This is a genomic window from Methylorubrum sp. POS3, assembly GCF_043352485.1.
Taxonomy (GTDB): domain Bacteria; phylum Pseudomonadota; class Alphaproteobacteria; order Rhizobiales; family Beijerinckiaceae; genus Methylobacterium; species Methylobacterium suomiense.
This window is the reverse complement of record NZ_JAPRBT010000044.1, coordinates 1-17,717: the sequence shown is the minus strand read 5'-3', so window position 1 is coordinate 17,717 and position 17,717 is coordinate 1. Positions and strand designations below refer to the sequence as shown.

At 65.9% G+C, this 17,717-nt stretch carries 20 protein-coding genes and 1 pseudogene; 10 read left to right on the top strand and 11 right to left on the bottom strand.

Features of this window, described 5'->3' with window-relative positions:
- Nucleotides 1-179: 179 nt before the first annotated feature.
- The 6 genes and pseudogenes from OWC43_RS23695 to OWC43_RS23670 all read right to left on the bottom strand — a co-directional run.
- A pseudogene (locus tag OWC43_RS23695) lies at nucleotides 180-484 on the bottom strand (MFS transporter); the annotation flags it as partial.
- A 104-nt stretch (nucleotides 485-588) separates the two neighbouring features.
- Entirely contained in the window at nucleotides 589-960 is a 372-nt protein-coding gene (locus OWC43_RS23690) for an energy transducer TonB (RefSeq protein ID WP_393958755.1), read from the bottom strand.
- A gap of 45 nt (nucleotides 961-1,005) precedes the next feature.
- Nucleotides 1,006-2,199, bottom strand: coding sequence for a patatin-like phospholipase family protein (locus OWC43_RS23685; protein ID WP_393958754.1), 1,194 nt, complete (start codon nucleotides 2,197-2,199; stop codon nucleotides 1,006-1,008).
- Between the two features lie 149 nt (nucleotides 2,200-2,348).
- Nucleotides 2,349-3,833 (bottom strand): efflux transporter outer membrane subunit, encoded by a 1,485-nt coding sequence (locus OWC43_RS23680; protein WP_393958753.1) that lies wholly within the window; start codon nucleotides 3,831-3,833, stop codon nucleotides 2,349-2,351.
- 7 nt (nucleotides 3,834-3,840) lie between these two features.
- Nucleotides 3,841-5,388: a DHA2 family efflux MFS transporter permease subunit gene (locus OWC43_RS23675; RefSeq protein WP_393958752.1), complete on the bottom strand. Its 1,548-nt coding sequence runs from the start codon at nucleotides 5,386-5,388 to the stop codon at nucleotides 3,841-3,843.
- Complete coding sequence (locus OWC43_RS23670) at nucleotides 5,385-6,692, bottom strand: HlyD family secretion protein (protein ID WP_393958751.1); 1,308 nt, start codon at nucleotides 6,690-6,692, stop codon at nucleotides 5,385-5,387. The genes OWC43_RS23675 and OWC43_RS23670 overlap by 4 nt, the downstream gene beginning before the upstream one ends.
- A gap of 51 nt (nucleotides 6,693-6,743) precedes the next feature.
- On the opposite strand from OWC43_RS23670, the gene OWC43_RS23665 reads away from it, so the two are divergent.
- Nucleotides 6,744-7,535, top strand: a complete 792-nt coding sequence (locus OWC43_RS23665) for a TetR/AcrR family transcriptional regulator (RefSeq protein WP_393958749.1) — start codon at nucleotides 6,744-6,746, stop codon at nucleotides 7,533-7,535.
- A gap of 181 nt (nucleotides 7,536-7,716) precedes the next feature.
- On the opposite strand, the gene OWC43_RS23660 is transcribed toward OWC43_RS23665, so the two are convergent.
- Nucleotides 7,717-8,088, bottom strand: a complete 372-nt coding sequence (locus OWC43_RS23660; RefSeq protein WP_393958747.1) for a hypothetical protein — start codon at nucleotides 8,086-8,088, stop codon at nucleotides 7,717-7,719.
- 282 nt (nucleotides 8,089-8,370) lie between these two features.
- Here OWC43_RS23660 and OWC43_RS23655 point away from each other — a divergent pair, with 282 nt between their 5' ends.
- The 5 genes from OWC43_RS23655 (at nucleotide 8,371) to OWC43_RS23635 (ending at nucleotide 12,351) form a co-directional block, all read left to right on the top strand.
- Nucleotides 8,371-9,111: a DUF4142 domain-containing protein gene (locus OWC43_RS23655; protein WP_393958745.1), complete on the top strand. Its 741-nt coding sequence runs from the start codon at nucleotides 8,371-8,373 to the stop codon at nucleotides 9,109-9,111.
- A 1,056-nt stretch (nucleotides 9,112-10,167) separates the two neighbouring features.
- Nucleotides 10,168-10,350 carry a hypothetical protein gene (locus OWC43_RS23650; RefSeq protein ID WP_091950889.1) on the top strand — a complete coding sequence of 61 codons (183 nt, stop codon included), beginning with the start codon at nucleotides 10,168-10,170 and terminating at the stop codon, nucleotides 10,348-10,350.
- A gap of 613 nt (nucleotides 10,351-10,963) precedes the next feature.
- Complete coding sequence (locus OWC43_RS23645; RefSeq protein ID WP_393958742.1) at nucleotides 10,964-11,167, top strand: CsbD family protein; 204 nt, start codon at nucleotides 10,964-10,966, stop codon at nucleotides 11,165-11,167.
- A gap of 129 nt (nucleotides 11,168-11,296) precedes the next feature.
- Nucleotides 11,297-11,548, top strand: a complete 252-nt coding sequence (locus OWC43_RS23640; RefSeq protein ID WP_393958741.1) for a 3',5'-cyclic-nucleotide phosphodiesterase — start codon at nucleotides 11,297-11,299, stop codon at nucleotides 11,546-11,548.
- Nucleotides 11,549-12,117: 569 nt separating this feature from the next.
- Nucleotides 12,118-12,351: a DUF2934 domain-containing protein gene (locus tag OWC43_RS23635; protein WP_393958739.1), complete on the top strand. Its 234-nt coding sequence runs from the start codon at nucleotides 12,118-12,120 to the stop codon at nucleotides 12,349-12,351.
- A 20-nt stretch (nucleotides 12,352-12,371) separates the two neighbouring features.
- Here the strand turns inward: OWC43_RS23635 and OWC43_RS23630 are convergent, their stop codons facing one another.
- Nucleotides 12,372-12,647, bottom strand: coding sequence for a hypothetical protein (locus OWC43_RS23630; protein WP_393958737.1), 276 nt, complete (start codon nucleotides 12,645-12,647; stop codon nucleotides 12,372-12,374).
- Nucleotides 12,648-12,684: 37 nt separating this feature from the next.
- On the bottom strand, nucleotides 12,685-14,136 hold the full coding sequence (locus OWC43_RS23625; RefSeq protein ID WP_393958736.1) for a diguanylate cyclase domain-containing protein: 1,452 nt from the start codon (nucleotides 14,134-14,136) through the stop codon (nucleotides 12,685-12,687).
- 214 nt (nucleotides 14,137-14,350) lie between these two features.
- Here OWC43_RS23625 and OWC43_RS23620 point away from each other — a divergent pair, with 214 nt between their 5' ends.
- From OWC43_RS23620 to OWC43_RS23610, 3 genes are all read left to right on the top strand, one after another.
- Nucleotides 14,351-14,572: a hypothetical protein gene (locus OWC43_RS23620; RefSeq protein WP_393958734.1), complete on the top strand. Its 222-nt coding sequence runs from the start codon at nucleotides 14,351-14,353 to the stop codon at nucleotides 14,570-14,572.
- Nucleotides 14,573-14,645: 73 nt separating this feature from the next.
- Nucleotides 14,646-15,059, top strand: a complete 414-nt coding sequence (locus tag OWC43_RS23615) for a DUF1236 domain-containing protein (RefSeq protein WP_393958732.1) — start codon at nucleotides 14,646-14,648, stop codon at nucleotides 15,057-15,059.
- A gap of 352 nt (nucleotides 15,060-15,411) precedes the next feature.
- Nucleotides 15,412-15,822 (top strand): DUF1236 domain-containing protein, encoded by a 411-nt coding sequence (locus OWC43_RS23610; protein ID WP_393958731.1) that lies wholly within the window; start codon nucleotides 15,412-15,414, stop codon nucleotides 15,820-15,822.
- Between the two features lie 518 nt (nucleotides 15,823-16,340).
- On the opposite strand, the gene OWC43_RS23605 is transcribed toward OWC43_RS23610, so the two are convergent.
- Both OWC43_RS23605 and OWC43_RS23600 read right to left on the bottom strand, forming a co-directional pair.
- Entirely contained in the window at nucleotides 16,341-17,033 is a 693-nt protein-coding gene (locus OWC43_RS23605) for a hypothetical protein (RefSeq protein WP_393958730.1), read from the bottom strand.
- A 60-nt stretch (nucleotides 17,034-17,093) separates the two neighbouring features.
- Nucleotides 17,094-17,387: a hypothetical protein gene (locus OWC43_RS23600; protein WP_393958729.1), complete on the bottom strand. Its 294-nt coding sequence runs from the start codon at nucleotides 17,385-17,387 to the stop codon at nucleotides 17,094-17,096.
- Between OWC43_RS23600 and OWC43_RS23595 the strand changes: the two genes are divergently transcribed.
- A partial coding sequence (locus OWC43_RS23595) for a hypothetical protein (RefSeq protein ID WP_393958728.1) occupies nucleotides 17,365-17,717 on the top strand: 353 nt, incomplete at its 3' end. The two genes, OWC43_RS23600 and OWC43_RS23595, sit on opposite strands and share 23 nt — an antisense overlap.

Sequence of the window (17,717 nt, the reverse complement as noted above, 5' to 3'; positions counted from 1 at the left end):
CAAGCAGCTCGATCTCCGGCGCCACTCGGTGCGCTCGCCCCGATCCCGAGGGATCTGCGTTTCCACACGGCCTCGGTGGCCAGCGGACATTACCGGCGCTGTCAGTCCGATATGGGTCTGGAGAGGAGAACCGGCGCTGCCAGTCCGTTATGAGTCCGTCCTAAACGCAGTAGAAATGCTCATAACTTCTGCCCTTGTCGGCGTGCCCGCCACAACGCCCCGACCAGGGCGACGTTGAGCAGGGCCAGGCCGGCGAGCAGGGCGAACGTGGTGTCGGCGCCGCCATGGGCAAGGGCGTAGGCGCCGAGCGGCGGGGCCAGGGCCTGGGCGACCAGACCCGGCCGCGCCAAGCGGCCGAGCAGCGGCGCGAGCGCTCCGGGCCGAACAGCGCCAGGGGCACGGTGCCCCGTGCGATCGAGAAGATCCCGTTGCCGGCGCCGTAGAGGATCACCGCCAGAGCGACCAGCGGCAGGTTGAGGGCCAGCCCTATCTCTCAGGATCGCGACAACGCAGAGGTTGACCGTTGCATGATGTCCCAGCACCTGCGGTAGGTTCCAGCCGGGTATGGGACGCGTCATCGCCGTCGGGTCAATTCCATTGGAAGCGTAATTCCACTGTCCCCTCGGGCGTAAGGAGGGCATCGGGAGGGCGCGCGAAGGGAGCTGCGGACCTCACCGCGGCGACGACGCCCTCTTCATCCGCACGCGTTAGTGGACGTCCTGCAACGGAAACGTCTCGTAGCGCTCCATCCGCACTGACCACGATCCTGAGGTCGACGACCCCGGTGCGTCGCCTGTTCCGCGGGATGCCGTCGGCATTCCCAGCGGCTTGCACTTTGGCCACGAGGGCGGATACCCATCCCCTGACCTCGTGAGCAACGCTTGCCTGGGCCGGAGCGTTCGCCGGTCCAACCAGCAGGCAGCAGAGCCAAAGGCATGCAATCGTTCGATGCGGGGCCATGGAAATCCATGTGTGCTGATGACGGTCTCCCTGGTGGGGAGCGGGTCAGTTCGCTGATACGATGACCTTGGACGCCAGCGGCGAGACGAGAACGTCCCCACGCCATGCCGATCCGGCCCGGGCCTTGTCGTAGCCGACTTGGTAGAGGCTGCGCATGTGGGCCGTGTCGAAGCCGCGCGCGGTCGAGGTGCGGGGGGCGCCCTCGTCGATGTAGGTGAGGTGGAAGCCGATGCGGTGCGCTTGCGAGAAGGCGTAGGTCGCCGCGAGGCTCGCGCGGCTGCGGGCCTGGCTTCCGGTCGCTACGGTCTGCTCGACGATGGACAGGGAGTCGTTGCCGACCAATTCGAACTCGGGCTCGACCCTGCCGTTCATCAGCACGTAGATGTCGGACTTGCGCGAAGCCACGCCGGCTCGCCCATCCCCCACCATGAAAGCCTGCGGCACCGTGAAGACCGGCGTCGTCACTGAGCCGTCGACATGAAGTTCTTGGAAGTTTCGGTTCCCCACCCGGACGTCGAGGAGCTGCGGGGGGAATACGGCCGGTATGCTGGCGGAGGCGGTGAGCACGTCCCTGAACAGGGCCAGGGCGTTGGGTGCGCCGCTGGCGGCGATGGCTCCCATGTTCCAGATCATCGCCCGCTTGGCGTCCAGGTTGGTGGTCACGACCAGCAGGCGACGGCCCTTGGCGTGCTCGATGGCGACGGCAGTGAGCAGGTCAGGCGTGACGTAGCGCCCGACGAGGTCCCGCAGGCGGTCGTCACCAAAGAGGCCGGAGCCGAAGAGCACGTTGACGACGCTCGGATCCTTCACCAGGTTTTCGGCGACGCCGCTGGTGTAGATCTCCGTGAGGACCGGGTCGTAGGCGGGACCAAGGAAGGCGAACGGGGCGATCAGCGCCCCCGTGCTCACGCCCGAGACGAGGCTGAACACGGGGCGGGTGCCGGTGGCGGTCCACCCGTTCATGATGCCCGCCCCGTAGGCACCGTCACCGCCTCCGCCCGACAAGGCGAGGTAGGAGAACGGGCGATTGCGTCCCGACGCATTCGACAGCATCGAAGCGAAGGTCCCGACGGATGCGTCCGAGTAGGCGCGGGCACCGGGTATGCCGGCGATCTCGGCCGCGACGGACTCGCTCGCCCCGTAGGGGATGCGGGGAACCGAGGCGCAAGCTCCGAGCGATCCGACGAGGGCGGAAACGAGTGCCGACCGGCTTGTCACGAGGCGTTTGGTGGGTGGCATGGAAGCTCTCGTTTCGACCGGCGTTTCCGTCTTGGGACGGTGGGGCTGAACGGCCGACCCGTGCGGGGAAGGATTTTCGCACGGGCCGACCGTCGCACCGCGTGTCCTGGGGGGCGTCGGACACGCGATCCGATGATGGGGGATTGCACTTACCGCACGTCGAGAGCCACGCGCTCCGGACCGAGCCCCCAACCGAGGCCGAGGCTTTTCTGAAGCGCGACGTAGGCGTTGGTGTAATCGGCCTGAGCCTGGGCGAGGCTTTGTTCGGCCTGGAGGCGCTGGCGCTCGACGTCGAGCACGTCGATGGTGCTGATGGTTCCGGCCGTGTTGCGCTGGTCGGTCAGCATCGAGGCCTTGCCGGCCGAGGCGCTGGCCCGGGCCAGACGGGCGACGGTGGTGCGTTGGTTGCCGTAGCGCGACAGCGAGGTCTCGGCGTCCTGCATCGCCTGCAGCACGGTCTGCTCGTACTGGGCCAGCGCCTCGTCGGCGCCCGCCTCGGACTGACGGATCTGCGCCAGCGTCCGGCCGAAATCCAGGACGCTCCAGGACAGGGTCGGCCCGAGGTTATAGGTCGAGGCCGCCAGTGAGCCGATGGAGCCTATGTTCGGCGAGACCCAGCCGGCGTTGCCGATGAGGTTCACCCGCGGGAACAGGCGCGCCACGGACTGGCCGATCTGGGCGTTGGCCGCCGCGAGCTGCCGCTCCGCCCGCCGGATGTCCGGCCGCCTCCTGATCATGGCGCCGGGGTCGCCGATGGCCACGACGCGCGGCGGCATCGGCACGGCCCGGGGCTGTCTCAGCACCGCATCGACGGCACCTGGCTCGCGGGAGACCAGCACCGCGATCTGGTTCAGGGACTGATCGACTTGCGCCTGGAAGGCCGGCGCCTGCGAGGCGGTCGTCTCGAACTGGGTGCGCAGGCGTTCGACATCGAGCGACGAGGCGGCCCCACCGGCCAGGCGCTGCTGACTGAGGCCAACCGCCTCGCGCTGAAGCGTAGCCGCACGTTGGGTCAATGCGAGGCGCCTCTGGGCTCCGCGGAGGGTCACGTAGGCCTGCGCCACCTCGGCCGCGACCTGCACCTGCGCGTCTGCCACGGCCGCCTCGGCGGCCTCGCCCTGAGCGGCGGCCTGCTCGATGGCGCGCTGCTTGCCGCCGAAGATGTCGATTTCCCAAGTCGCGTCGAAACTGGCGTTGTAGAGGTCGATGTTCAGCGACTTCGGGACCGCAGCTCCTGCTACGACGGCTCCGCTTCCGGCGAAGTCCCGGACCGGCAATTGGTTGTTCAGCGCGAAGGTGCGCGCGGAGATGCTGGGCGCGAGGTCCGCCGTCCTTTGGCCGAGCACGGCCCGGGACTGGAGCAGCCGCGCCGATACGATCCGCACGTTCGTGCTGGAGGCGAGGGCCTCCTCAACGAGGTCGCTCAGGACCGGATCGCGCAGTGCCGTCCACCACCTGGCCGGTGGATCGACGGCGACGGCGTTTCGAACCGTGTTGCCGCGTATGAACGGCGCACCGGCCTCGGCGCGCGGTGCGACGTCCGGCGCACCGGCGTAGTCCGGGCCGACGACGCAGCCGCCGAGGAGTGCCGCCGTCACGGGCAGCACGCCGCGCAGAAGGGTGTTGGGGATCATGGCGGGCTCAATGCATCGCGACCGGGCCGCCCTTGGGCAGCGGGCGCAGGAACAGGACGAGCGGGATGACGACCAGCATGATCACGCCGAAGACGAAGAACAGGTCGGAGAAGGTCATCACGAGGGCCTGGGCGTCGATGACCTGCTTGAAGCCGGCGAGGGCCTGGCGCATGCCGTCGGGCCCTCCGGCACCGCCCATCGCGTTTAGGCGGTCCTGCGCCAGGACGGAATTGGCGTTCACGGATTCGAGCAGGCGGTCGGTATGGAGGTCGCTGCGTCGCTCCTGCAGGGTAGTGATCAGGGCGAGGCCGAAGGAGCCGCCGAGGTTGCGCGCTCCGTTGAACAGGCCGGAGGCGTCGTTCGCCTTCTCCGGCGGGACAGAGCTCGTTGCTGCCTGGTTGAGGAACAACAGCGCGAAGCCCTGTCCGACCCCGCGCAGGAGCTGGGAGACCACGAACTGGCCGCCGGCATCCTCGGTGGTGAGTCCGGAATCGAGGAAGCAGCTCCAGCCGTAGAAGACCAAGCCGAGGGCCACCGCGATCCGGACGTCGATCACGCGGATGAGGATGGGGAAGAACGGCAGCATCATCAGGGTCGGGACGCCGGACAGCAGCACGATGTGGCCCGCCTGCTCGGCGTTGTAGCGTGGCACCTGCGAGAGGAACTGGGGGATCAGGTAGAGGATGCCGTAGAGGCCGCCGCCGACCGCGAAGCTCATCAGGAACACGCTGCCGAACGCCCGCGTGCGCAGAATGCTCATGTCGATGACGGGTGTCTTCGCAGTGAACTGCCCGATGGCGAGCAGGACGAACCCGAAGGTCGCCGCGACGCTCAGCGAGACGATGAGGTTCGAGGCGAACCACTGCTCGCGCTGGCCGTCCTCCAGCACCACGGTGAGGCAGCCGAGGCCGATGACGAGGCCGAGGATGCCGAACCAGTCGCCTTCGAGCACTTGCGCCGGATGGGCTTTTTCGTGCGGCAGGCCGACGAACAGCAGCACGAGGAGGCCAAGGCCGATGGGGACGTTGATGAAGAACAGGTAGTGCCAGCTGGCGTTCTCGGTGAGCCAGCCGCCGATGACGGGACCGACGACCGGGCCGAGCACCGCCGTCATTCCGAACAGGGCGACGCCGACGGGCTGCTTGTCCGGCGGCAGGCGCGTGGCGACGATGGTGAGCGCCGTCGGGATCATGCCGCCGCCGGCGAAGCCCTGGCCGACGCGACCGATGATCATCATGTCGAGATTGGTCGCCACCCCGCAAAGCACCGAGAACCCGACGAACAGGATGGTGCAGGCGACGAGGAAGTTGCGCAGGCCGAAGACGCGTTCGAGCCATCCCGTGAGCGGGATGATGATGATCTCAGCGACGAGGTAGGCCGTCGAGATCCAGGTTCCCTCCGAGCCGCTGGCGCCGATCTCGCCCTGGATGGTTGGAAGGGCCGCGTTGACGATGGAGGTGTCAAGGGTCGCCATCAGGGCGCCGATGGTCCCTGCCGCGACCGCGAGCCAGGCGGCGGCATCGGCCTTGGCGGGCGGGGTGGGGTGTCCGCTCATGGCCTTGCGCCCGCCGAGCGGGAACGACCGACCTGTCCGCCTGGGCCGACCTGCGCGACCGGCTCCTCGACCGGTTCCTCGTCCTCCTCCTCGGCCCGTGCGGCGCGCGTGTCGACCGAGACGACGACGGACAGGCCGGGGACCAGCACTTTGCGGGCCTCCGCACCGGCCTTGAACCGGATGCGTACCGGCACGCGCTGCACGATCTTGGTGAAATTGCCCGTGGCGTTCTCCGGCGGGATCAGCGCGAACTGGGCGCCGGTGCCCGGCGAAAAGCTGGCAACGCGCCCCTGCAGATCCCTCCCCGAGAGGGCATCGACCGAGATCGTCACCGGCTGCCCGATCCGCATCAGGCCGATCTGGGTCTCCTTGAAGTTCGCGTCGATGTAGAGGTCCTCGACGGGCACGACGCTCATCAGGCGCGTGCTGGCCTGAACGTACTGGCCAACCCGGGCGGTCAGGTCGCCGACCCGGCCGGCGATGGGGCTCTTGATCGTGGCGTGGTCGATGTCGATGCGGGCCCGGAGCAGCCCGGCGCGGGCTTGGTCCACCGCCGCCTTGGCCTGGACCACCGCCGCCTTCAGGGAGTCGACCTGCTTCATGGCCGACAGCAACTGGGCCTTATTGACCTCGACCTGTGCGTCGTTCTGCTCTGCCTGGCTGCGGAACTGGTCGAGCTTCTCCACGGTGTCGGCGCCCGACGCGGCGAGCGGCTTGTAGCGCCGGACCTGATCGGATGAGAACTTCGCGGTCACCTGCGAGGCGGACAGTTGCGCCTTGGCCTGGTCGATCTGCGCCTGCTGCCGCGAGAGCTCGGTCTCCGCTCGGGCGACGTCGGCCTGGCGCACGTCGACCAGGGCCTGCTGCTCGGTGAGCCGCGCCTGCGCCTCGCCGTCGTCGATGGTCAGCAGGATCTGGCCAACAGTCACGACCTGGTTCGCCGACACCGGCAGCGAGGAAACGTACCCCGAGACCTGGGGTGAGACCGTCACCTGGTCGGCCTTAACGTAGGCGTTGTTGGTTTCTTGGATGAAGCGCCCGACGGTCCAGTACCGCCATCCCCAGATACCGGCGCCGACGAAGACCGCGACCACGGTCACGGCGAGAAGCACCTTCACCCAGGTCTTCCTCAGCGGCGAGGACGCGGCCGCGTCTCCTTCCATAGCTTCGTCGCCGTTGCCCCCCGACGTCGGTCGCTCCTGCTCCGGGCTCCAGCGGTTCCGGCTCGATTCACCTGGGTCGTCCTCGCGCCGTTGGCTATCGTCGGCAGATCCAGACACGGTGTCCCGTTCGCCTTCGGCCATCGCGCTGCAAGTCCTGGATCATAGAAAACGATACGGTTTCGTTCCTTATAGGTGCCATCGGTCGCTTGCAACTGGAATCCGGGAACGGGCGTTTGCAACACACATTCGGGAAGTCGGCCCATATCGTGCGGGGCTGTTCCTTCGCGGAAAAGTACCTGCTACGTTTCCGTCAGGCAGAAATGGCAACGGATCATGTCGAGTGAGACGCTACTGACGAGCGCGCGGCGCCCTGGGCGTCCCGCTCGCGGCACGGAGGGCGAGGCGACCCAGCGCATCCTCGATGCCGCGATGCCAATCTTCCTGGCCGAAGGATTCGAGGCGGCCAGCATCGACGGCATCGTGGCCGCCGCGGGGATCTCGAAGAAGACCTTCTACGTCCGCTTTAATTCGAAAGCTGACCTGTTCGAGGCCGTCTTCCTGCGCTTCATCGATGAGTGTATCCCCACCATTGAGCGGGAGGCAGGTCATGTCGGATCGGCGAGCGACTGCCTCAACCGGATCGCCGTTGCGTCGCTGAAGGTCGCATTGACGCCGAATGTCATCGCGTTCCAGCGCATCATCACGGCCGAGGCGATGCGCTTCCCGCAATTCGCCCTGACGATGAACGACTTCGGGCAGTCACGGCTTCATTCCCTGATCGAGAGATGTCTTGAGCAGGCCGTCGAGGCTGGCGAGATCACCGTTCCCGATATCCGCTTCGCTGCCGATTGCTTCTTGAACCTGGCCATTCGCCCGCCGGTCGACCGAGCGGTCCTGGGGCTGGAACGGGCAGAACTGACCCACGTCAAGCGGGTTGCCGTGAAGCGCGCCGTCGAATTCTTCCTCGGGGGATGTCGCTCCTAACACTTGCCGTAGGGCGGGCTTGCGGTGGCCGGCTCCTTGAGCGCGGAAACCCAATCTCTCACGACCGACCCATCCTGATCCGGGCATGCGGACGGGTCGGTCGCTTTTCGCGGGATCTTTCGGTCCCGCGATCCCTGGGAGCCCGGTCGTTGGCACGCCGAGCGCCCATGTCCGGTCCGGTTCAGTTGCGGAGGGCGGCGAGGCCTTCTCGGCACATCAGCAGATCGCTCCCCTGCGCGACGAGTCCCGCCAGCATCCGGATGTCCTCCGGCTGACGTTGGCTGGCGGCAACGACGCTGGCGTCCCTCTTGAGCTGTCGATTGCAGTTGCAGGAGGGCAACCCGACGTCCGGCGTGCAGGCATCGTGGCGCATGCAAGCGGCATCGAGCGCGTCCACTGGCGCAACGCCTGGGCCGTCGTTCCCGGGGCCGCAATAGTGGCCATGGATCAGCATCTTCGGCCGCATCGATTGGCCCGGAACGTCCTGGGCGAGGGTCGGTGCCGCGAATGCGACCACCGGTACGAAGAGGCAGACAAGACGAAGGTGGCGCATGGGGTTGCTCGGGTTGGGTGCCGCATCGGCGCGCGTATGGGACTTCGGCCTAACGAGATAGAAACGGTATCGTTCCATTGATGCGCCTCAGGTTTAGGAAGCGAAAATTTCTTGTACGGCATCCCCGACGCACCTTTGCGCTTCCATCACGTTGTGGGGAAGGGCCTCGCAGGTCCGCGAACACTCTGAGGGATCGAAGGGCGCCACATCCCCCATAACAAATGGAACCTATCCGTATCCTCGCTGTTTTGACGCCCGAGGCTCCCTGATGCCGCATCACGCATGCCCGCCCAGGCTTCCGACCTCTCGCATCCCCAGCAGGACACCATCGACATGACCATGCGTTCTCGTCTTATCGCGGCAAGCCTCGGCCTCAGCATCGCCGGCCTCGGTTCCGCCCAGGCTCAGGTCCCCGGCCTCGATGGCCCCTTGCTGGGTTCCCCTGCGGTCAATACCGGTGTGTTCCGGGCCGAGGCCCTGCGCAACGACGCCTACAGCATCGAGGCAGGACGGATCGCGCTCGCCCGCTCGAACGACCCAAAGGTCCGTCGCCTGGCCCAGCGTTCGATCAGCAACCGTCAGGCGACCACGGATGCGCTGCTGCCGCCTGGCAGCTCCCTGACGCCCGGCGGCATCGTCGTCGATGAGCGCGCCCTGCCGCTCGATGCCCCGTTCGCCGTCATCGGCGCTCCCGCCGCTGCCGTCGGCGCCGTGGTCGGCGTACCTGCCGTGGTTGACGCCAAGCGCGCCGAACCGGGCAAGCGCGTCGCTCTCGATCCCGCCCGCCAGAAGATGCTCGCGAACCTCAGCGCAGCCAACGGCCGTGATTTCGATGCGGTGTATTCCGGCCAGCTCGCGGCCGCCAACGCGGATAACGTGAGGCTCTACCGCAGCTACGCCCGTACCGGCGACAGCGTCGCCGGTCGTCAGTTCGCGATCCAGGCCTTGCCCATGTTGGAGGAGACCCAGGAGGACGGGGCCGACCTTCACTCCCGCAAGGTGACCCAGAACCCTGCGGACTGAGCATCGGATTTCGGGCGGGAGGGGGCCTCACGGGCTCTGCTCCTGTCCGAACGGCCTTCCGCGAGCCGAACCGTACATGGGATGGAGGAAGACGTGATTCTCACGAAACTGACGGCGGCGGCCTTGATCGGCTTGGCCTCCTATTGGGTCGCTCCATGCGGGGCCGCGGAAGTCGGGCACGCCGCTTGTGCAGGGGCGACATCATGCGGTGCCGTATGTACGAGATCTCAGACCGTACCCGTATCGTGTCGTGCATGAGGTCCATGCCGAACGACCTGGGCCCAGGCTGCGAAGTGCTGTTCGTCGGCGGCCCCCGGGAGGGGGCCCCCGAATCACGATCATACTTCGGTGAGGTTCAAGCACGTTGAGACGAGGTATCGATTGGGACGATTCCAAACTTCGCGGACATATCTCTTGTCGACCCGCGATGAATCGGGTCGCAGGGGCGGGATGAGTTCTAGGAAGACCGACCTACAGGTCAAACAACATGTTAGGATCTTTCAACCCGAGTCCAACTCCTACAATCCGAAGCGACGCAGCTAGTACACCCGCCTCGCATTGCTTGAGGCACAGTCGATGACGCTGACCGAGCGTGAGGTTTCCGACCTCTTGAACGGGCGGGACCTGACCGCGGTGGTGCCTCCGAGATCCGGCGAGGACGCCCCCGAATACGGATGCCGGGCCGCGAGCGAACTCATGGTCCGTTACCTTCTTGTTTAACGGTGGTCGGTGGGAGGCCGGGGCCGGGTGATACTCATCGATCAGTGCCGATGAAGGCGAGCCGTCGCACCGGGCCCGCCACCGGCTTCGAGGCGCTCCTGCGCTGGAACAAGCCCGGGCAGGGCTGGGGCTCGTCGGGCTAGGGCATCCCGGTTGCGGTGAACATCTCGTCCATCCACGTCCGCATGCTGGGCTTCCACGAGGAGCTCGCCTGAGGGAGATTCTCGACTCCGACAATAGCTCGTACGAAGTAGCGCTATCCGCGATGCGCTTTGGAGCGCCACCCTTCCTTAACCGCGCTCGCCGAATGCTGGCGGCCTGCGAAAGGTGCGGGCGATGGCGAAGAGCAAGGCGGACCCGGCGCGGGCCGCCAGCATTCGGCGTTGGGTGGTGTTCCGCGCGGCGGATCAGCTCCGGGCCGAGGGCAAGGAGTGGGTCGCCCTGCGGAACGTGTGGGCGCGGGTCAAGCGCAACGCCGGCGTGGCCGGCGCCAACAAGGTCGTGAGCGACCACTGCTGACGGCGTGGCCGCTGGGCCAACCGTCTCATATCAACGGCAGCTGTTGGGCTCCAAGCGGCCATTCCGGGGTCTTCAGTCAAAGGTCCGCTGATGGCGCGAAGACGAACAAAGTGGAGGCGAACTCCTGACCCGTTGCGGACTTTCGGCTGTTGCCCCGTGCATGTCCTGTGCGCTTCGAGAGATGCCCTCAGGGCCGATTGAACCATGGGTGCTACAAAAGAATTCGGGAGCCTGAAAAGGGCGATTTTCGTGCACCCGCCTTCATCGGCAGCGAGCGCCGGGCCGACGGCAAGCCCGTTGAAGTTTCGGCCTTGTAATGCGGCGGGAATCAGTCCGCGTTCAACCCGCCGATCGGACGTTGGGGTGGGTGCTCCCCCTTGGCCACGCCGGCGATCGGGCAAGCTGCCCCGTCGGCCTCTACTGACACAATGGCCGGGCATCCGCTCGGTACGCCCGCAGCTTCCTGATGCTTTTGATAGCGGAGAAACGGCCGTGTTCTGCGCAGAGCGCGACCTCACGATCTCGCGCGGACCGCGCCACGGCGGAACAGGCAGTAGGCGTAACCGTTGCTGCCCGGCGCGGTCGAACACTGGCCGCTGCAGGGAGAGCCGCCATGAGCAGCACCACCGACAAGATCAAGGGTCTGGCCAACGAGGCCGCAGGCAACATCAAGCAGGGCGTCGGTAAGGCGACCGGCAACGAGAACCTGCAGGCCGAGGGCAAGGCTCAGGAACTGAAGGGCGAGGCGCAGAAGGCCAAGGGCGACGTGAAAGAGGGCGCGCAGCACGTGGCCGACAAGGTCACCGGCAAGGCCTGATCCACCTGAGGACGTGCGCAGCCGCAAGGACGGTTGCGCACGCAAGACGGCGGGTCCGTGTCGACGCGTTAGAACCACGGCTACAAGATCACGCCCCCATGTCATCCCTTGTGCGCAAGGAACTATTGAATGCCTCGTCTCACGACCATTGCATTGCTATTCACTGCTCCGCTTCTCGTCGCCTCGGCCTCTGCAGCCCCTGAATCGAAGCGTGGCAATGCGGATCTGAAAAAGTATTGCACGGGCGATATGCTCAAATTCTGCGGTGATCTAGACCCTGATAGCAAAGAAATGGATGCCTGCTTCACAAAAAACCGTGCCGATCTTTCAGAAAATTGTCGGCGCGCGATCACCGCTTACGAAGCGTCGGGCAATAAATGAGCAGATTGCCAATGCGTGGAATTGTTCTTGCCTTTGGCATTACTGTCACGATGACGGGCAGCGCGCTGGCTCAGCTTCAGCCGCCGATCAAAAGTCCGGAGGACGCGACTTGCCGCGAAGATGCGAGGAGCCGGTTGCTCGGTGCGCCCAATCCCAAAGGGTTGTCGCCGTTTGATCTCGGCGCACAGCTCTACCACGAGTGCATGCGACGCCTTGGTGCAGAAGGTGCGGACTCGAAGCCGCGCGGGTGATCCATTCCCCGTTAGGAAACGGGTAACTCAAGCCGATCACCCTCCGGTGCATGCCTCGCTATGCACGTCGTATCTCAAGGGTGGTTGGCTGGGTGGGTGCAGCTCTCGTTTGCATCACGCTCGCAGGCGCGCTCGTCCGGGCCGATCGCCATGCGCAGGTCAAGGCTGCCATCGCCCGTAACGCTGATCCAGCCACGACCGGCTCTCTCGCACCCTCTCCAGATCGGTGGTGCGGGCTCGCCTTTTGGTGTCGTTGAACTCTCGGTTCCTGCAGCACGGAGGCGCGCAACGCTTTCGATGCATGTCGGAAAGAAGCCTTTGGTCAACGCGTTCAACCGTGGCTACGGAGATCTCGTGCCCATGTCGCAGGATGAACCATCGATCACCACGGCCGAAATCCGGCGGCGCGCCTACGATCTGTGGGAGCGCAATCACCGGCCGGATGGACTTGAGATCGAGTTCTGGGTGATGGCCGAGCGCGAGCTACGCGCCGAGCGTCGTGCGCAGCTCCGGCAGCAGACGGCGGCAACATCGTCATGTCCTGACCGGTAGCTTTGGAGAACCCAGCCAACTTATTCGTTGATGGTCTCGGCCGCATATCGGCTACGCGCCGCGGCGTCGCTCGGTAGGCCAGCGCAGCGACACCAAGCCAGGAAGGCGTCCGGCTCGATCGTCACACGCACCACCTCGACTCCGCTGCGCTGAACTTCCCGCTCCGCCTGCTCGGTAGAGAACAGCCATGTTTCATACCGTTCGGGCAGCTTGGCCCCATCTGCAAGTCTGGCCCGTAGAGCGGCATAATGCCCGGCGAGATACCAGGGCAGAGCGACGCGGCAGGGGCGGTTCATGGCTCGATTGTCCCAGCGCCGATCACCTTTGATCCGCTCAGCCGGCCTGCCGGTGATCCGTACCTACCTGGTAGGTCAGCGCCGTTCCCTTCCGGCTGCGCTTGGCAGCGTAGAGCGCTGCATCGGCCTGACGCAAGAGCGCGTCGCGATCATGCCCAGCTGTGCTCGACCAGGCGATACCGATCGTTCCTGTCACTCGGGCGATGTGACCCTGCCCATCCATGACGATCTCAAGGTCGTGCAGGAGGCGCCGCACCCTCCGGTCAAGGTTTGTGCGATCGACGTCGGCAGACATCACGATCGCGAACTCGTCGCCGCCCAGCCGGGCTGGAAGACACCCGCCGTCGCAAGACGCGCTCAAACGATCAGCGACACGGCGCAACACTGCATCGCCCGCTGCATGGCCGAGGAGATCATTGACGCCTTTGAAGCCGTCGAGGTCGATCAGCAGCACTGCCACGTCTTCGTCTGCGGTGCGCGCCTCGCGCAGCCGTCCATCGAGAACACGGTCAAACTCGGCTCGGTTGGCCAGTTGGGTCAGGTCGTCTGTGCAGGCTTGGTGGCGCAGTCGCTGCTCCAGACTATGGCGTTCCGTGATGTCTTGGATCAGCCCGATGAGGGCGGCGGGTCTGCCCTTGGCCAACTCGATCTCGCAGGAACACCGCACGCGCCGTAGGTTGCCTTTGGCGGTCACGAGGTCGGCATCCATCTCGAACGGCTCGCCCGTGTCCAACGTGCGCATCACCGCAGCGAGGAACGTGGTGCGGTCCGGCTCGGGAAAGTGGTTCATGATCTCGCCGTTGGGCACCCCGCCGCTGACCGGGCGTTCATGGATGGCGAAGACACCGTCCGACCAAGCGGTGATATTTCTTTCGATGTCGTACCGGTACGACCCCATGTCGGCCATGCGTTCCGCCTGCTTGAACTGACGCCGGTCGCGCTTCAGCCGTTCAACGACCAGACGGTGCTCCTCTGCAGCCTCGGCGGCGCGTAGTGCAACGGCCCGAGCCTGGATCAAGGCCTCGGCGACACATGCCAACTGCTCCAGAACCTCCAAGTCGGTCGGTGTCGGCTCGCGTGGCCGCTCGTCCAGGACGCAGAGCGTGCCGATCGCCACATGGTCACCGTCGGGCTGCTGGATGCGAACCGGAACGCCTGCGTAGTAGCGGATGTTCGGTGAGCCGGTGACGAAAGGGCTGTCGGCGAAACGAGGGTCGAGACGGGCATCCGCGACGGTGAGCGGCGCCTCGGTCTCGACCACGACAGGGCAGAACGCCTGAGCCCGCACGGTCTCCGGTGCCAGAGGCCCGCAGCTTGCCTTGAACCACTGGCGTTCCGGGGCGATCAGGGTGATCGAGGACATGCTGGTGCCGAGCATGCGTTGCGCAAGCTTCGCCAATACGTCGAATTCGCGCTCGGGCGGCGTGTCGAGGAGAGCGATTTCGGCCAGCGCTTTTTGGCGAAGCGCCTCACGCTGATTGTCCGACATGCGCCGCTCCACCTCAAGCAGTCTCGCCGAGGCCAGATTGCGTTGGTAGCTATACGACGAGTAGGATTAACCGCTCGTGACGTTACCTGAGGTTATACCGCACCTCGCAGAGCTCGGAATGCTAGAGGGCGTGCTCAGGGCGGGATCGGCACGGAACTACGGCCAAGCTTGACCGTTGTGCAAGCAACAGACAGTCACGCTCGGAACGCTCCCCGTGAAAACGATCACCGCCATTGCTCTCGCACTGTCCTCCCTGGTGATCGTTTCAACAGCACAGGCCCAAGAGCGCCAAACCTCCGTATCCAACGCCCCAGTCAACATTGATCTGCCCACCGCCTCACTGCGCGGCAGCGCGACGGTCGGCGCTGTAGCCACTGGGGACGCAACGGCAGCGCGCAAGGTCCGCATCATCATGCCATCGCCCTACGGCAACTGAACCACGGCCAATCTTCAGTCCAATTCGCTAGCCGTGCGACGCGCCATCGGCCTCATCCCAGAAAGGTCATCCTATGAACCGTAAGCTCACTCTTGCCGCCGCGATGCTCGCGCTCGCTTTCCCCGCAGTCGCGCAGGCGCAAGGTCTTGTGCGTGGCGCCGAGGACGGCGCAGCGGCGGGCCGCGCGACCGGCGGGCCGATCGGCGAGATCGTCGGAGGTGCCATCGGCGCAGCCACCGGCACGGTTGGCGGCATTCTTGGCGTCGATACCCGACCGCGCTTCCGCAGCTACGTCGTGCGCGAGGGTCGGCCGTCCTACACCTACGGTGAAGAAGTCCGCGTCGGCACCGTTCTGCCGTCCAATGGCGTGACCTATTACGAGGTGCCGGCCGAGTACGGCGCCAGCGGCTACCGCTACACCGTCGTCAACGACCGTCCCGTCCTGGTCGAGCCGGGAAGCCGCCGCATCGTCGAGGTCATCGACTAACGGCCACATCTCCGTCCTCTCCTGTGTGACGGGGGCGGCCTTCACCTCGCAGGCAGGCGTGGTCGCCAGCCTACTGGAGGGCGGCCGACATCGGCATCTGCGATCGCCTGGTAAGTGCGGCAACGGGTGCCGCCTTCATGGTCGCGACGGGGCCCCTGTGGCCATGTTCGCTCAGCAAATCGGCGAGACCGACGGGAATCACTTGTCCGACGTCGGCTTGGGCCGGTGCGACAAAGTCGGGTGGGCGGCCAGTCTACCTGGTGCGCCCGTGCGGGCTGTGGCCGATTGCCGATGAGCATCGGTCCAACGCGCAACGATAAGCCGGGCAGTTCGGCATCTTGGAGCCATGGCGATGATGCGGAAGGTTGGATTAGGCGTTGTGACGGCGATGGCCTGGACGGGCGCCGTTCAGGCTCAGGGACTGGAACGCGGAGCACGAGAGGGTGCAAACCGGGGCGAGATGATCGCCGGTCCCCTGGGGGCTGTTGTCGGCGGCGCCGTCGGCGCTGCGGTGGGAACAGCCAACGGCATCCTCGGCATCGACCGGCGCGAGCGTTTCCGCATTTACGCAGCGGGCGAGCGACGTCCTTCATTCGCCTTCGGAGGTCCCGTGCGGGTCGGAACCGTTCTGCCAGAGGACGGTCTAGTCTATTACGACGTTCCCTCTGAATTTTCTTTGCCGAACTACAACTACACGATCGTCAACGACCATCCCGTCTTAGTTGACCCACGGACACGACGTGTGGTCGAGGTCATCGAGTAGGTTCGATGCGCGATTCCTCAGCACGACAGCGACATTCACCACGTCATCGGTCCGGACATTCGCTCCGTCCGGTCCACGGTCCGTAGGGCACGATGCACCTGCTTTTAGCGTGCGCGCCGCCCATGCTCAAAATAGAGAGCGCTCGCAGCACGGGACGTTCCAGCCCGGAGCGCGTTAACGCTCGCTCCCACTCCGGGAGTGGCTAGGAACCAACATGCAATCGGATACGCCGCGCCCTGGGGACGACCCGTTGCCGCCTATCGGCGACCCGCCGCCTGATCCCGCTTCGCCAGAGGGCGATCCGCCGGGCGAACCTCCGGCACCACAGCCGCCAGGCCCGATCAACGCGTCCTGACGGGACGTCGTCTGGTCTCACGGCATCCTGGCAGTGATGTCGTGAGATGCCGTTTGCGCTGTCCGAACGACCTCGAGTCTATCTAGATCCGTAAGGTCTAATTTTTGGCACGGAGCGAGTTTCGCAATACGTGCTTTACGGTGTTCCTGCCGCGCGGAGCCATTCAGCTCACGGGCTCAGCCTTGTCGGCAGGTTGAGACGAATTCGGCCGCGGTGATGCCGCATACCCCCACTGTTCGGCCAGCAGCCGCAGACCACGGCGCAACCGGTCAAGCGCGACGGCATTGGCAGCATGGTCCTTGCCGAACCCGAGCGCCTGCCCGACCGCACCGAGATCCAGCTCGAGGCACACCACGTCGCGCACCACCCGCCAATCACCCGGATGCAGCGCTGATTCGGCCAGTCGAAGCGTACGGCGGTTCGATTCCATGACTTCGGTAATCGGCGTCCGGCTTCCCAGGTGGCCACCGCCAGCGCCGTTCAGGTCGTTCGCCGCTGGGAAGCCCGATAGGCCGGCCAGGTAGTAGTGGCCGCGCAGCTTGTCCCCGGCTTCCATCAACTGCTTGTTCGTCTGCGGGTCAGGGTCGAGGCGACAGCGGGCGTGAAGCCGGTCCAGCGGCGCCTGGTTAAGCCGAATGACGCCGCCGGCGCCGACACCGCCCCAGGCGCCACCCCCGGGGCCGATGACCTGGAGCTTCCGGCCGGCGATCGTCATCGCGATCGTCACGCCGGCCTGCTGCAGTCGCTCTGCTGTCGCGCCGCCCTCCGGCAGCGTCTCGGCAGGGATCTTCTTCAGCGCCTCGCGGCAGGCGAGGGAAACAGGCTTCTTCTTGCGAGGACCGGCCACGGACAGCATCCCTCATCGCGGCAGTCGATGCGCTGCACGATGCGAGGGGCGGCACCCGTTTGACCACTGTCAAGCCTGCTGGATCCGCGCCTCACCCAGCAGCATCGCGATCCGCTCGACCGCCGCACGACGGTGTCGGCGGGCTGTCGAGTAGCGCAGGCCTCTCTCCCGGCACACGCCGTGGAACGAGCAGCCATGGGCCGCGCACCAGACCCAGAGCTTGAGCGCTCGCCGGTGATCGGCATTCACGACGTAGAGGTCGGGCCATCGCAGAGGGCGATCTGGCTCAGAAGTACGAAATTGCGGATCGGCGCGCTCGGCGAGGATCATCCGACGCTCGATGTCACGGTCGTTCAACGACATGGGCGGGCGCTCATTTTCGCGATGGTCGGCCGACGGCGCCTTTCACGCCCTGCGGCCGGCCAAGTTGTCCGCCATATGTTCCAAGATAGATCGTGATTCGTCGCCTACCGTCTCTTCCAGCTCACCGACCAAATCGAGGCGGTTTCAGCAGGGCTGGTCTTCACACGGCTCGGGCCCCCACCTCGCCGCCCTGCGGGCTAATGGCGATCCGGTTCCCCGTCCCCGCACCTGGGCCGATCTGTCGGACGAGTGGGTCCGCATCAACATCACCATCGACAAGGGTCTGTTGAGCGTGGCCGATGAGGCCGCCGAGGCTGAGGGGATAAACCG

Coding starts and splice junctions, on each gene's coding strand:
- OWC43_RS23640 (WP_393958741.1), top strand. CDS start 11,297: ATGCCTCGTCTCACGACCATTGCATTGCTATTCACTGCTCCGCTTCTC.
- OWC43_RS23675 (WP_393958752.1), bottom strand. CDS start 5,388: ATGAGCGGACACCCCACCCCGCCCGCCAAGGCCGATGCCGCCGCCTGG.
- OWC43_RS23615 (WP_393958732.1), top strand. CDS start 14,646: ATGAACCGTAAGCTCACTCTTGCCGCCGCGATGCTCGCGCTCGCTTTC.
- OWC43_RS23680 (WP_393958753.1), bottom strand. CDS start 3,833: ATGATCCCCAACACCCTTCTGCGCGGCGTGCTGCCCGTGACGGCGGCA.
- OWC43_RS23655 (WP_393958745.1), top strand. CDS start 8,371: ATGCCCGCCCAGGCTTCCGACCTCTCGCATCCCCAGCAGGACACCATC.
- OWC43_RS23660 (WP_393958747.1), bottom strand. CDS start 8,088: ATGCGCCACCTTCGTCTTGTCTGCCTCTTCGTACCGGTGGTCGCATTC.
- OWC43_RS23605 (WP_393958730.1), bottom strand. CDS start 17,033: ATGCTGTCCGTGGCCGGTCCTCGCAAGAAGAAGCCTGTTTCCCTCGCC.
- OWC43_RS23600 (WP_393958729.1), bottom strand. CDS start 17,387: ATGTCGTTGAACGACCGTGACATCGAGCGTCGGATGATCCTCGCCGAG.
- OWC43_RS23685 (WP_393958754.1), bottom strand. CDS start 2,199: ATGCCACCCACCAAACGCCTCGTGACAAGCCGGTCGGCACTCGTTTCC.
- OWC43_RS23610 (WP_393958731.1), top strand. CDS start 15,412: ATGATGCGGAAGGTTGGATTAGGCGTTGTGACGGCGATGGCCTGGACG.
- OWC43_RS23650 (WP_091950889.1), top strand. CDS start 10,168: ATGGCGAAGAGCAAGGCGGACCCGGCGCGGGCCGCCAGCATTCGGCGT.
- OWC43_RS23625 (WP_393958736.1), bottom strand. CDS start 14,136: ATGTCGGACAATCAGCGTGAGGCGCTTCGCCAAAAAGCGCTGGCCGAA.
- OWC43_RS23630 (WP_393958737.1), bottom strand. CDS start 12,647: ATGAACCGCCCCTGCCGCGTCGCTCTGCCCTGGTATCTCGCCGGGCAT.
- OWC43_RS23645 (WP_393958742.1), top strand. CDS start 10,964: ATGAGCAGCACCACCGACAAGATCAAGGGTCTGGCCAACGAGGCCGCA.
- OWC43_RS23690 (WP_393958755.1), bottom strand. CDS start 960: ATGGCCCCGCATCGAACGATTGCATGCCTTTGGCTCTGCTGCCTGCTG.
- OWC43_RS23670 (WP_393958751.1), bottom strand. CDS start 6,692: ATGGCCGAAGGCGAACGGGACACCGTGTCTGGATCTGCCGACGATAGC.